General features: G+C 39.2%; 15 protein-coding genes. 14 read left to right on the top strand and 1 reads right to left on the bottom strand.

What is annotated here, in order from left to right:
- Positions 1-150: 150 nt before the first annotated feature.
- From HMPREF1504_RS02475 to pyrR, 5 genes are all read left to right on the top strand, one after another.
- Positions 151-414: a SemiSWEET family transporter gene (locus HMPREF1504_RS02475; RefSeq protein ID WP_004696474.1), complete on the top strand. Its 264-nt coding sequence runs from the start codon at positions 151-153 to the stop codon at positions 412-414.
- Positions 415-906: 492 nt separating this feature from the next.
- Complete coding sequence (locus HMPREF1504_RS02470; protein ID WP_005377422.1) at positions 907-1071, top strand: DUF362 domain-containing protein; 165 nt, start codon at positions 907-909, stop codon at positions 1069-1071.
- A 90-nt stretch (positions 1072-1161) separates the two neighbouring features.
- The gene (gene lspA / locus HMPREF1504_RS02465) at positions 1162-1620 is read left to right on the top strand and encodes a signal peptidase II (RefSeq protein WP_071991540.1); all 459 of its coding nucleotides are present in this window, start codon (positions 1162-1164) and stop codon (positions 1618-1620) included.
- Positions 1621-2538 carry an RluA family pseudouridine synthase gene (locus HMPREF1504_RS02460; RefSeq protein WP_038123147.1) on the top strand — a complete coding sequence of 306 codons (918 nt, stop codon included), beginning with the start codon at positions 1621-1623 and terminating at the stop codon, positions 2536-2538.
- A gap of 11 nt (positions 2539-2549) precedes the next feature.
- Positions 2550-3071: a bifunctional pyr operon transcriptional regulator/uracil phosphoribosyltransferase PyrR gene (gene pyrR, locus HMPREF1504_RS02455; RefSeq protein ID WP_005382582.1), complete on the top strand. Its 522-nt coding sequence runs from the start codon at positions 2550-2552 to the stop codon at positions 3069-3071.
- A gap of 97 nt (positions 3072-3168) precedes the next feature.
- Here the strand turns inward: pyrR and HMPREF1504_RS02450 are convergent, their stop codons facing one another.
- On the bottom strand, positions 3169-4374 hold the full coding sequence (locus HMPREF1504_RS02450) for a nucleotidyltransferase family protein (RefSeq protein ID WP_038123143.1): 1206 nt from the start codon (positions 4372-4374) through the stop codon (positions 3169-3171).
- Positions 4375-4570: 196 nt separating this feature from the next.
- On the opposite strand from HMPREF1504_RS02450, the gene HMPREF1504_RS02445 reads away from it, so the two are divergent.
- The 9 genes from HMPREF1504_RS02445 to mrdA all read left to right on the top strand — a co-directional run bounded on the left by HMPREF1504_RS02445 (position 4571) and on the right by mrdA (position 12881).
- Positions 4571-5134 carry a hypothetical protein gene (locus HMPREF1504_RS02445; RefSeq protein WP_038123141.1) on the top strand — a complete coding sequence of 188 codons (564 nt, stop codon included), beginning with the start codon at positions 4571-4573 and terminating at the stop codon, positions 5132-5134.
- A gap of 3 nt (positions 5135-5137) precedes the next feature.
- Positions 5138-6343, top strand: a complete 1206-nt coding sequence (locus tag HMPREF1504_RS02440) for an acetate/propionate family kinase (protein ID WP_038123138.1) — start codon at positions 5138-5140, stop codon at positions 6341-6343.
- Positions 6344-6481: 138 nt separating this feature from the next.
- A complete protein-coding gene (locus tag HMPREF1504_RS02435; protein WP_005382586.1) occupies positions 6482-7099 on the top strand; it encodes a hypothetical protein in 618 nt (205 codons plus the stop codon).
- Entirely contained in the window at positions 7096-7665 is a 570-nt protein-coding gene (locus tag HMPREF1504_RS02430; protein ID WP_038123136.1) for a nucleoside triphosphate pyrophosphatase, read from the top strand. Before HMPREF1504_RS02435 ends, HMPREF1504_RS02430 begins: the two co-directional genes overlap by 4 nt.
- Positions 7666-7767: 102 nt before the next feature.
- Positions 7768-8466 (top strand): DNA repair protein RadC, encoded by a 699-nt coding sequence (radC, locus tag HMPREF1504_RS02425; RefSeq protein ID WP_009661619.1) that lies wholly within the window; start codon positions 7768-7770, stop codon positions 8464-8466.
- A 44-nt stretch (positions 8467-8510) separates the two neighbouring features.
- Entirely contained in the window at positions 8511-9548 is a 1038-nt protein-coding gene (locus HMPREF1504_RS02420; protein ID WP_005377434.1) for a rod shape-determining protein, read from the top strand.
- Entirely contained in the window at positions 9545-10462 is a 918-nt protein-coding gene (gene mreC / locus HMPREF1504_RS02415) for a rod shape-determining protein MreC (protein WP_005377430.1), read from the top strand. The genes HMPREF1504_RS02420 and mreC overlap by 4 nt, the downstream gene beginning before the upstream one ends.
- Positions 10459-10950 (top strand): rod shape-determining protein MreD, encoded by a 492-nt coding sequence (gene mreD, locus HMPREF1504_RS02410; RefSeq protein WP_038123135.1) that lies wholly within the window; start codon positions 10459-10461, stop codon positions 10948-10950. Before mreC ends, mreD begins: the two co-directional genes overlap by 4 nt.
- Positions 10951-10988: 38 nt before the next feature.
- The gene (mrdA, locus tag HMPREF1504_RS02405; protein WP_005377362.1) at positions 10989-12881 is read left to right on the top strand and encodes a penicillin-binding protein 2; all 1893 of its coding nucleotides are present in this window, start codon (positions 10989-10991) and stop codon (positions 12879-12881) included.
- Positions 12882-12886 lie beyond the last annotated feature (5 nt).

Below are 12886 nucleotides of genomic sequence, written 5' to 3'. Positions count from 1 at the left end.
TAATATAGATTACATATAAGTGTAATCAAAAGCAATATGAATTAAACTAATTTGCATGATTAATTTTACACAATTGACTACATCGAAAAAAATATGATATAGTATATTGTGTAAGATATAATAATGTAATGTTGAATAAGGAGGTCATCTATGACAAAAGAAAGATTTAACATGTTAGTTGGTTCTATTGGTGCATTTATTGGTGTATTTGTATTTTTAGCCTATATCCCACAAATAATTGCTAATCTTCATGGTCAACCTAGTCAACCATGGCAACCATTATTTGCAGCAGTATCCTGTTTGATCTGGGTATTATATGGTTGGACAAAATCACCTAAACGTGATTATATTTTAATCGTACCAAACCTTGCAGGCGTTATTTTAGGTACACTAACATTCTTAACATCTTTCTAAGTGCTATAAGAAAAAAATAGTATTATTGTTATATAGTGAATAATAGTAAAGATATTACTTTACTTTATAAATATAAATGAGGTCGAATCGTATGATTCGGCCTTTTTTAGAGTGAAGTTTATATGTTAGATTAAAATATAGATAAGCGTTAAATCTGTTGTAATAAAAAAATAGTTTTTATGATAATAAATATTGATAATTGAATTCCTAGTATAATAGTACGTATTTTGATAAAAATGATAATTTGTGCATTCTCAATTATTGAAAGATATATTTAAATATTTAAATGAAAAGAAATATCAAAATTATGATAAACATAGACTTTATATGATAAAAAGGAACAATTATTATGCAAAATAATATACAAAACTTTATCATTTTCGTTTGACTTTCAATTATTATTGTGTGATAATGAGAACAGAAGTTAAGGCAAGTGCCTTTTTAAATGATAATAATAAGTTTTCTTTTATAATGTTCCTATGGAGGTTTATCATGAGAGTTATTGCTGATGGTTGCATTAAATGTGGTTCTTGCGCATCTGTTTGCCCAGTTGCTGCTATTTCTGAAGGCGAAACTAAATACGAAATCAACGATACTTGCATCGACTGCGGTTCTTGCGAATCCGTTTGCCCAGTATCTGTAATTTCCGCTGAGTAATCACAAATAAAATACGCCCCTCATTGAGGGGCTTTTTATTTTGCCTAAAATCATGTAACTTAGTATAATAGGACTATTAAGATATATATTATTAAAAGGGAGTATAACTTGTTTTATTTAATTGCAATCATTTGGCTTGTATTGGATCAAGCTTCTAAATATTATGTGATGAACCATTTTGCTCTTGGTGAATCACTACCGGTTATTCACAATGTATTCCATCTTACGTATATTATTAATCGCGGTGCAGCCTTTGGCATGTTGACGAATCAGCGGTGGTTCTTTTTAGCCGTTGCTTTTGTATTAATTATCGTATATGGCTTCTATTGTAAACGTGTTAATAATGGTCCACTTTCATTACGAGTAGGAACCGCATTGTTGATTGCGGGAGCCATAGGTAATGGCATAGATCGATATGTACTACATGGGGTAGTAGACTTTTTTGATTTTAGAATTTGGCCTATTTTTAATATTGCAGATATCGGTATATGTGTAGGCGTTGTATGTGTCATATATTATTTACTAACATCTGAACGTGAGGAGAAATAGATGAACGAATATAAAGTATCTTTGGAACAAGAGGGAAAGCGTCTTGATGTATTTCTGACGGATGTGATGGAAGGTTCTCGTAGTTATATCCAGAGTCTTATCAAATCTGGTCATGTTTTGGTAAACGGCAAGGTTGGTAAGGCTAACTTACGCCTTAATGCAGATAGCACTATTTCTGTAGATATTCCAGAACCAGAATCTGTAGAAATTTTACCAGAGGATATTCCCGTTGAATATCTTTATGAAGATCATGATATTATTATCGTCAACAAGCCTCGTGGCATGGTTGTACATCCAGCAATTGGTAATTACTCAGGAACGCTAGTGAATGCTTTGCTTTACCATTGTAAGGACTTATCTGGTATTAATGGTGAAATTCGCCCTGGCATCGTACATCGTTTAGATAAGGATACATCTGGTGTCATGATGGCTGCTAAAAATGATGCAGCTCATATTGGTTTAGCTGAACAGGTAAAAGCACACAGTGCTAAACGAACATATTTAGCTCTCGTTCAAGGCAATATCGTGGAGGAAAAGGGGATTATTAAGGCTCCTATCGGTAGACATCCTAAAGACCGCATGAAAATGGCTGTAGTGTTTGAAAACAGTAAGGAAGCAGTGACTCATTTTAAAGTGTTAGAACGTTATGGATATAATACATTAGTGGAATGTGTGTTAGAGACGGGGCGTACTCATCAAATTCGCGTTCACTTTGCTCATATTGGACATCCAGTTGTTAACGATCCTTTTTATGGATATCGCCGCATGGACTTCCCTATAGAGGGACAAGCACTTCATTCTCATACATTGGATGTGGTGCATCCAATTACAGGTGAACCTATGCATTTTGAAGCACCTGTACCGGAGGACTTTCAAAATTGTATCGCCTTCGCTAAGGAATATAGAGAACGTAGATAAGGGATAAGACTATGGAAACAAAACGTATTTTAATGGATGGAGACGCCATTAGACGTGCCATTAGACGTATTAGTCATGAAATATTAGAACGTAATAAGGGGCTTTCAAATGCAGTTATTGTTGGTATTGAACGACGTGGCGTTATGCTAGCTAAACGACTGCAAAGTGAAATTGAAGCTATTGAAGGCCTTCATATTGAGTGTGAACCTTTAAATGTAGCTATGTATCGCGATGATCGGGATACGCGACCTAAGGAAGGGGAACCTTGCTCTATTGATACTACAGAAAAAACCATTATCTTAGTAGATGATGTTTTGTATACAGGTCGTACCATTCGTGCTGCTTTAAATGCATTGATGACATCTGGTCGTCCTAAATCTATTCAACTAGCAGTATTGGTAGATCGAGGCCATCGAGAATTGCCTATACGCGCTGATTATGTAGGGAAAAATATCCCTACGTCTCATTTGGAAAAGGTACGCGTACAGGTTCAAGAATTAGATGGCTCTGATGGCGTAACTATCGAACAATAATAGGTAGATATAACAAATCGACATATGAAAAGACTCGACGTATATGGTCGAGTCTTTTTGGTAGGGGAATAATATGATAAGGCTATATTGTTATAACCTATATTTCAATATATTGTGGAGAATAGCGAAAATCTTCATGACCTGTGCGGGCCATAGGGGATTTAAAACTATAAGATTGTAGATCAGTAGCCTTCGTATCGATTTCCATCATTCGGCGACCAAAATCGGAAACTATGGTTGATGCTTTAGCCCATTTTTGAATAAGCGGAATGCTCGGTGTATTGTGCTTTAACCACGTGCGACCGCGCTGATTAAATGCTAATAATCGCGCGTATTGAGGACCTAGTATATGAGCTTCTTGTAATATTGGCTTAGTGATTTGTAGCGCAGTATAGGCTGCCATGCGACGTAGTCTTGCATAGGTATAGCGTTTTGTCTTTATCTCTTCCAGTGCGTGCGTCCAGCTTACTTGCTGCATAGCCTTGTGCCAACGATGTTCAATGCCTTCCGTAAAATCTCCATATGTTTCTAATTCTGCAGCTGAAAGTAAGCGATTGAGGCCATGCAGAATATCATTGTATCTTTCGTAGTCCACATAGACATCATGTGCAATGACCTTGTGCATATCATCTATGATAGCATGTGGTACATAGGCATCGATGGTTGTGCCTTCTACGAGTGCCTTACGTAATGCGGTTCCAGAAGGAAAATCTTGGCCTTGAGACAGGGTAGGACTATGATGTGATGATTGTCTAGTAATGGGAATGACCATAAGATTAGTAAAATATCGCTGGGCAGCGCGAATATATTCAAGGCCTAGTAATGAGTTTGGCGCATTGTCAATGAGTTCTCCATTTTGTACATACTTAGCAATCACTTGGCGTAATGCCGTACCATAAGAAACACCAGTTTTTATATGGTGTTGAATGGCATCTTGCCCTTGCGGCGTATTTATAAATTCAGCGGCTGTGTGCAATATGGCATTATTGTCAAGCTCAGAGCCAAAGGAAATGCTATGAATGTGTAGCGCTTTCATAAGGCGCACCGCACCGGTACAAAATAGTTCTGCACTGCCTAGAGAATAGATAGTAGGTAATTCGATAACGACGTCGGCACCACCATGAATAGCCCATCGAGCACGGTCGAATTTGCTAAAATACGCAGGCTCGCCCCGCTGTACAAAGGAACCGCTCATAATGGCGATACGCAATGCATCAGGATAGGTAGTACGTAATGTATGTAATTGATGCGCATGGCCGTTGTGAAACGGATTGTATTCACAAATAATACCGATTGATTTCATCGTAGTTCCTTTCATAGGTTTATTTTCTATTATTATATAATAAATTAAAGAATTTATATAATGGGTGGCATGTGTAATGTATGGAATTTTTGGCCTTCTTGTTAGGAATTATAGAATTTCTTGTGAAAGTACTAGAATGGGAGGCGGTGTAATGGTATAATTATCTGTGAATTCTGATTTGACGTGAGGTGATTTGATGAAAGTACAGTGGAAACGAGCGTTACAGACCATCGTGTTAGGTACATCCTTATTGGCTTTAGCCGGATGTGGTTCCGATAATGTGATGGATATATATAGCTTTGGTAATCAAGTCATTCGTTCCGGTCAATCGGAAGTGACTGTAGCCTTGCCATATGAAATGGGGAAAACATCAGAAACGACGAGTGTTGATGGATACCCTATGGATGCGTATGGTAGCTTAAGCCAACATATGTTGATTTCTGTAGAGGCCCGTCAACTGGCACCGAATAAAGCGTTGCCAACGGTTGCACAGTTTGTGGATCAAAAGAAATCTGAATATGCAAAATTGGGTGCTACTGTTAATGTGGAATTTATCGATTTAAATGGGGTGCAAGCACAGCTCATTACTGGTGATTTTTACGTTAACAAAATTAAAACTAGTTTCTCTCAATATGTCTTTATGGATAAGGGCGTATTGTGGAATATAACCTATAGATATCCTACGGATGATCAAATAGGCGCTGATATCAGCAAACAAATTAAAGATAAGATTTACGTTACGCAAAAGAAAGAGGGTTAATCAATGAACGTATTAGTAGTTAACTGCGGTAGTTCTTCCTTGAAATATCAATTACTTGATATGACAAACGAAACTGAATTGGCGAAAGGTTTATTTGAGAAGATCGGTGATCAAGACGCTATCTTCACTCATAAACGTCCAAACGCAGACAAATTAGAACGCGTTGAACCAATTTTGAATCACAAAGAAGCATTACGCATCTTGCTCGACATCTTGGTAGATCCAGAGTTCGGTGTTATTGAATCTATGGATGAAATCGATGCAGTTGGTCACCGTGTAGTACATGGTGGTGAAAAATTCGCTGATTCCGTATTGATTACACCTGCAGTAATGGAAGCTTTGGAAGAATGTGCGGCTCTTGCTCCATTGCACAACCCACCAAACATTCAAGGTATCGAAGCTTGCCAAGCTATCATGCCAAACGTACCACAAGTTGCTGTATTCGATACTGCATTCCATCAAACAATGCCTAAAGAAGCTTACATGTATGCGCTTCCTTACTCCTACTATGAAGACTATGGCATTCGTCGCTATGGTTTCCATGGTACATCCCATAAATATGTAGCACAACGTTGCGCAGAATTGATGGGTAAACATATGTCTGATCTTCGCATCATTACATGTCACTTGGGTAACGGTTCCTCTGTATCCGCTATCAAAGGTGGTCGTTCCATCGATACTACAATGGGCTTCACTCCATTGTCTGGCTTGATCATGGGTACTCGTACTGGTGATATCGACCCTGCTATCGTTCCATTCTTGATGGATAAAACAGGCATGTCCTATGAAGAAGTCGACAAAGTAATGAACAAAGAGTCTGGCGTATTGGGTATTTCCGGTGTGTCCAATGACTTCCGCGTAATCGAAGAAGCGGCTGCTAATGGCCATAAACGAGCTAAATTGGCTCTTAACATGTTCCATTACAAAGTTCGTCGTGTAATCGGTGCGTTCGCTGCTGTTATGGGCGGTGTTGATGCTATCATCTTCACAGCTGGTATCGGTGAAAACGGTATCGGTAACCGCGATGCAATCTGCAATGGTTTAGAATACCTTGGCACACGTATCGACCCTGAACGCAACAATGTTCGTGGTAAAGAACAAGAAATCAGTGCTGAAGGTTCCAAAGTTAAAATCTTCGTAATTCCTACAAACGAAGAAATCATGATCGCTCGCGATACTCAACGTATTACAAGCGCTTTGAAAAAATAATATAACCTATTAATAGTTGTTTAAACTATTACATACAAACCTCGCTTATATCTTAGATATAGGCGGGGTTTTTGTAGTTTTTCAGAGCTGAATCCTATATAATAAATAGTATGCAGAGTCTTTTGAAAGGGGTTACGTATGAATATTTTATATAGTGAACAATCTCAGCGCACCCGTAGTGCAGAATTATTAGTAGTGGTATTTGTTATTTTGTTGGTGGGGGCTATGGTTTTTACCACCTATAGAAGTATTGCGCAGGGCCATATATTACTTTCAGAATATTTCATAGAAATCATGGCGCTCATTGTCATTGTTAAACAAGCTGTGAGCCGCTATACCTATATATTGACGGATTCTGAATTTATCATCAAAGAAAAATCCTTTTTTAGAAAACGTACATTTTCTGTAAAATATGATGATATTGATGGTATTTATGCGTATAATCGCGATTTTCTAACGAATTTACGTTATCGCTATAAATATAGAAAATGCTCTACCTCTGATGATAGACCGATTTGGTTCATGGTATATTCCATTACTAAAGGGAAAAAGGTTCAATATGGTCGTGTTATGTTGAAAGCAGAGGATGCATTCTATGAAACACTAGAACAGTTTGTACCTAATCGTGTGCGCGTGCCAGAAGCGGATGTTATTTTCTATGCCACGGTACGTGCTGATGCGGTAAAACAAGGCATCGATGTTAAGGAATATTATGATAGTCTAATTAAAAGTGCGGAAGAACAGGAACAAGAATGAGCGGATTATATTTAGCAAGTCAATCACCAAGACGAACGGAATTATTGCATCAAGTGGGTATAGACCATACTGTTGTTACTAGTTCTTATGTAGAAGATAATGTAGTGATTACAGATCCTATTGAAATGGTGAAAGCACAAGCTCTTGGTAAAGCGCGCTGCGCAAATGATGTGCCTGATGGTAGCATCGTACTAGGTGCTGATACAATTGTTGTGTTTGATGGAAAGGTGCTAGGGAAACCGCATAGTAAGGATGAGGCACGTACAATGCTTCGTACATTATCTGGTCAAGTTCACTCTGTTATTACCGGTGTAGCCTTACTCATTAAGGGACGCGAAATCGTCTTTCACAATGAAACAAAGGTATATTTTAAAACGCTGCAGGATTTTGAAATCGAGTCATATATCGACTCCATGGAACCGATGGATAAGGCTGGAGCCTATGGCATCCAAGGAAAGGGCGCTTTGTGGATTGATAAGATTGAAGGGTCCTATACAAATGTTGTAGGGTTGCCTGTAGAACATGTATATGAAGAATTATGTAAAGCATTAGGTGTAAAGTCTTAGATTAATATTGATGGTCATGTTAACACATCAAATAGATATTCTAATGTTATGGTAGAAATATGAGGCTGATTTGTTTATGTATTGTAAGAATGGAGAAATTCAATGCAACTCAGAACTATCAGCGTAAAAGATATGTTGCCATTTCAACGGCCACGTGAAAAATTCGTTGCCCTAGGGGCTAAACAAATGGCGATGGAAGAATTATTGGCTATATTATTACGTACCGGTTTAAAAGGTCAATCATCAATTGATTTAGCACATACGATTATCGATTCTTTCACAGATGGCATTTATGGACTAAACCATATGACCGTAGATGATTTAGTAAAAATTAAGGGCGTTGGTATCGATAAAGCGGTTACTATTTGTGCTGCTGTAGAGTTAGGGCGACGTTTGGGTGAGTTAAAAATCACCTCTACATACGAAGATTTTTCTCAGCCTTATGTTATCGCTCAATATGTAATGGAACGCTTGCGCCATGAAACAGAAGAACATGTATTAGCGGCTATGTTGACATCTCGGAATAAATTAATTCACATCGAGACCATATCTAATGGAGGCCTCACATCAAGTCTTGTAGAACAACGGGCTGTTTTTAGAAAAGCCATTGCTTGTAATGCAGCCGCTATTATTTTGATTCACAATCATCCATCCGGCGATAGTAGACCTAGTGATGATGACATACGTGTTACCAAGTTATTTGTTAGTGCTGGACAATTTATGGGCATTCCAGTCTTAGACCATATCGTCATTGGTGATGGCGAGTTTACAAGCTTGAGTGAAATTGGTAAATTAAGCTAGTTGTGGTAAAATGGAATGATGATGTAATGAAGGAGATTAGCATTATGAATTCCATTTTACCGTCTTTTGGAAAAGACGTGAGTATCGATATTGGTACGTCTATGACACGTGTCATGGGGGGCACGCGCGAGACCATGATGAGTGAGCCCTCCATTGTGGCTACTGATACAAAATTAGATAAAATTGTTGCTGTCGGTGATGATGCAGATCGCATTGTACGACGCATGCCTGATATGTGGATGGAGTTGACACCATTACAAGATGGTTTTATCGTCGATTACCGCGTAATGCATACGATGTTAAAATATTTTCTTCACAAGGTATCCAATACGTTGCGTAGATCTCGTGTACTCGTTGGCGTTCCTTGTGGCATGACTGATGTAGAACAACGGGCCATGATGGATGCCGTAATCCAAGCAGGCGCGCGGGAAGTCTTTCTGATTGAACGCCCTGTGGCTGCCGCTATAGGTTCCGGTTTACCAATTTTTGAGGCTCGTGGGTCTATGGTTATTGATATTGGTGAAGGTACTGCCGACATGGGGATTATCTCATTAGGTGGCACGGTTATTAGTAAGACGATACGGTTTGGCGGCGGCGATTTAGATCGCGCCATCATGCAATATATTAATCAGTGTTTTGGTTTAATGGTATCCGAGCAAACTATAACGGATATTAAACATGCTATAGGTACTGCGGTTGTACCTGCGGAGGATTGTGAGTTTTCCTTTACTGGTCGCGATATGACAAGTGGTATTGTTAGACGTGCTGTACTTCATCAATCTGAAATCTACGAAGTGATTAATAAACGCCTTGCAGACTTTTTAGATGCAATCCAACAAATGATACGCGTTACAGCCCCTGAGTTAGTGGCTGATATCATGCAGCATGGGATTGTGTTAACAGGTGGTATGGCTCGTTTGCAAGGTCTAGCAGAGCGAATTAGCACCGAAATGGGCGTGCCTGTTCAGGTTGCTTCTGATCCAGAATTAAAGGTTGTACAAGGTTTGCATCGTAGTTCGGGTCAAATTGTAGAATTAGCTCGTTTTATTATTAATTCAAAGGATAGAAGGGGACGTGTATGATACAGTCAGATCGTAAATTATTAATCTTTGTTGTCCTCGGCTGTATTATCATGGCCCTTCTTGGTTTTGCCTGGAAACAGCGAACTAGTATCCCCTTTGTAACCGTACCATTTGAAAAAATTGTTACCCCATTCACATATGGTTCAGCTCGTGTGCTTTCAACAATTCAAACCGGCATACGTATCATTGATAATGCTATATCGGGTTTTGTTGAAAGTAATGATAAGGATAATACCATTGCAGATTTACAACAAAAGGTGTTAAATCACGATGAAGTTGTGGCCGAAAATATTCGCCTTCGTCAGATGCTTAACTATAAATCGTCCCATCCAGAGTTTACGATGACCTTGGCGGGCATTATTACTAAAGATTTCGGTACATGGTCAAATACATTTACCATTGATCGTGGTGAGAATGATGGTATACAACCTAATATGGCCGTTGTCGTACCAAGTGGCGTTGTGGGCTTTGTTACCGATGTATATCCTAATTCAGCACGTGTTCAAACTATTTTGGACCCTCGCAGCGCAATTGGTGTTATTGTACAGCGTCCTGAATCACGCTTGGCCGGTGTGGTAAAAGGGGATGGTAATCATCCTAATGAGCCAATGATGGTCAATATTGCACGTGATGGAGATGTCCTTGTAGGCGATAAATTAATTACCTCTGGTTATGGTGGAATTTATCCAAAGGGCTTGTTAGTGGGTAATGTATTAACCATTACAAATGATACAGAAGGTTTCGTGAAAAACGCGGCTATCCAACCGAGCGTTGATTTTAATCGCTTAGAAGAGGTGTTTATTATTACTGCCTCTACAGTGCAAACACCAGATAAAGCAAAATTAGAACCTAAATTAGTTCCTCAAACGCAGCGTGACCAAGTGCAAGGGGCTAAAGGAGCGGTAAATCAATGAGGTATATTGCATTAATTCTCGTGTGTTGTGCTTTGTATTTTATACAAGCTCAATTATTACCGGCCATATTTCATACGAATTGGCTGCCAAATTCTATACTGACGGCCGTTGTTCTAGTCACGATTTTTAAAGGTCGAAAAATGGGGCTTATCGCTGCCGTAGTAGGTGGATCCATTCATGATATTTTGATATCTAACTTTTTTGGATTACATCTCTTTCCGTACATTGTCGTAGTATATCTATTGTCTCTTGTAAAAAGTAGTGTATACGAAGAGCGTTGGTACTGGTCATGCGGCATTATCGGTGTTTGTACAATTCTAGATGGAATTATGCGCTGCATCATGATCGGTGCCAGTGGTGGTGATATCCAATTCATTTCTTACATGGGACACATGGTTATGCCAACTGTATTTTGGAATGCCATATTAGGTGGTATAGGACATAAAATGATGGGCCTTATGGAAGAAAAAGAGGATTATATTTGGTAGAATTGCTGATTTAGTAAAGCATATAAGGGGAATCATAGGTGCTTGAAAGTTTATATAAAAGGAAAAAAACGAGCCGTTTTGATGTGCTTTTCTATATTGTAATGGGTATCTTCGTTATTCTAGGGCTCCGTCTATTTGCTATGCAAATATTAGAGGGTGGTTATTATCAAGCTAAAGCAGAGGGTAACCGCCTGCGCATTGTACCTATGACGGCTGCTCGTGGGGTTATGTATGATAGAAATGGTCAGATTTTAGTCGGTTCTAGACCGGCCTATACCATTTCTATTATGCCTAATGGAAAACCTTTAGATGATGATGAATTGGCTAAGCTAGCTACATTGTTACATAAAAAGCCAGAAGAAATTCAAAAAAAGGTAGATGACCACAAACATGGTTATGAACCGATACGTATAGCTAACGATATCTCCATGGACGTGGTGACTAGTATCGAAGAACATCGTCATGAATTGCCTGGTGTTTCTATCGATGTAGAACCTTTAAGATATTATCCATATGAAACTATGGCATCTCAGCTATTTGGGTATGTTGGTGAAGTAAGTGAAGATGAACTAGCAGAAATTAAGGAACAAGATCCTAATACAACGGTTGGTGCTGGATCTATCCTAGGCCGTGCTGGTTTAGAAAAATTATATGATTCAGTGCTTCGTGGCGTTGACGGTGGCAAGCAATTAGAGGTTGATGCGTCTGGCCGACCTGTAGCAGAGGTCGATCGCAAGCATACTGTACCGGGTTCAAATATTCATCTTACTATTGATGTGAATATTCAAAAAGCGGCAGAAGAGGCTGTTAAAAAGGAATTGGATCAGTTGCGTAGTTCAGGTGCAACGGGTGCAGCCGTGGTTGCATTAGACCCTAATACTGGCGCGGTTCTTGCCATGGTAAGTGCGCCAGAATTTAATCCTAATTGGTTTGCCAAGGGCATTACATCGACTCAATGGAATCAATTGAACAATGACAAGAGTCATCCTTTTGAAAATAAGGTCATTGCTGGTGAATATCCACCAGGATCACCTTTTAAAATTGTAACTGGTACAGCTGCATTAGACTTGAAAAAGGTAACTCCTGATGAAATGATTTTCGATAGTGGGAAACACTGGCTCATTGATAAGAGAAATGCAGAAGGCGAAGCATTGGGTTGGTTGAATTTTAATCGTGCTTTGGCTAAGTCTGATAACGTGTATTTCTATGAAATGGGTAATCGCCTAGGTATTGAAAATATCGATACCTATGCCCGCTACTTTGGATTAGGTGAAAAAACGGGTATCAATCTGGTCGGTGAAGCAGCTGGTAATGTGGCGAGTCCAGAGTATAAACGGAAAGTATTTGATCAAGATTGGTATTTAGGCGAAACCTTTGATGCGGCTATCGGGCAATCATTCCATTTGGTAACGCCATTACAGATGGCTGTACTTCTCAGTCAAGTGGCGAATGGAGGTACTCGTTACCAACCATATGTGGTGAGTCGTGTTGATAATCCCGATGGGACACCAGCTGAAATTTTTGGACCTAAGAACCTAGGCGTACTTCCAGTACCTAAAAATATTATGGACCTTATTCGAGAAGGTCTTCGCGATGTAACTAGCGAAGGTGGTACGGCTGGTGAATTGTTTAAAGGCTTCCCTGTTGCTGTAGCAGGTAAAACAGGGACTGCGGAAAACGCACATGGCCGAGATCATGGCTGGTTTGTTGCGTATGCACCATATGATAAGCCTCAAATTGTCGTCGTTGCTCTCGTTGAGCAAGGTGGTTTTGGTGCAGGCTCTGCAGGACCGATTGTACGGGATATTTTGAGTGCCTATTTTAAGGTGCCTACTAGTAGTTCAAAAACGACTGACACAAAAACAACTGATACAAAAACAACAACCAATAAAAAAGAAACACAGGAAATTAAGCCAAGTGTAAAGGAATAGGAAGG

The organism is Veillonella sp. ICM51a, from assembly GCF_000524355.1.
Classification (GTDB): domain Bacteria; phylum Bacillota; class Negativicutes; order Veillonellales; family Veillonellaceae; genus Veillonella; species Veillonella atypica.
This window is presented reverse-complemented; position numbering and strand designations above follow the sequence as displayed.

Bases quoted from the DNA above. Each gene is read 5' to 3' on its own strand.
- HMPREF1504_RS02475 (WP_004696474.1), top strand. From the start codon at position 151: ATGACAAAAGAAAGATTTAACATGTTAGTTGGTTCTATTGGTGCATTT.
- HMPREF1504_RS02470 (WP_005377422.1), top strand. From the start codon at position 907: ATGAGAGTTATTGCTGATGGTTGCATTAAATGTGGTTCTTGCGCATCT.
- HMPREF1504_RS02460 (WP_038123147.1), top strand. From the start codon at position 1,621: ATGAACGAATATAAAGTATCTTTGGAACAAGAGGGAAAGCGTCTTGAT.
- pyrR (WP_005382582.1), top strand. From the start codon at position 2,550: ATGGAAACAAAACGTATTTTAATGGATGGAGACGCCATTAGACGTGCC.
- HMPREF1504_RS02450 (WP_038123143.1), bottom strand. From the start codon at position 4,374: ATGAAATCAATCGGTATTATTTGTGAATACAATCCGTTTCACAACGGC.
- HMPREF1504_RS02445 (WP_038123141.1), top strand. From the start codon at position 4,571: ATGAAAGTACAGTGGAAACGAGCGTTACAGACCATCGTGTTAGGTACA.
- HMPREF1504_RS02440 (WP_038123138.1), top strand. From the start codon at position 5,138: ATGAACGTATTAGTAGTTAACTGCGGTAGTTCTTCCTTGAAATATCAA.
- HMPREF1504_RS02435 (WP_005382586.1), top strand. From the start codon at position 6,482: ATGAATATTTTATATAGTGAACAATCTCAGCGCACCCGTAGTGCAGAA.
- HMPREF1504_RS02430 (WP_038123136.1), top strand. From the start codon at position 7,096: ATGAGCGGATTATATTTAGCAAGTCAATCACCAAGACGAACGGAATTA.
- radC (WP_009661619.1), top strand. From the start codon at position 7,768: ATGCAACTCAGAACTATCAGCGTAAAAGATATGTTGCCATTTCAACGG.
- HMPREF1504_RS02420 (WP_005377434.1), top strand. From the start codon at position 8,511: ATGAATTCCATTTTACCGTCTTTTGGAAAAGACGTGAGTATCGATATT.
- mreC (WP_005377430.1), top strand. From the start codon at position 9,545: ATGATACAGTCAGATCGTAAATTATTAATCTTTGTTGTCCTCGGCTGT.
- mreD (WP_038123135.1), top strand. From the start codon at position 10,459: ATGAGGTATATTGCATTAATTCTCGTGTGTTGTGCTTTGTATTTTATA.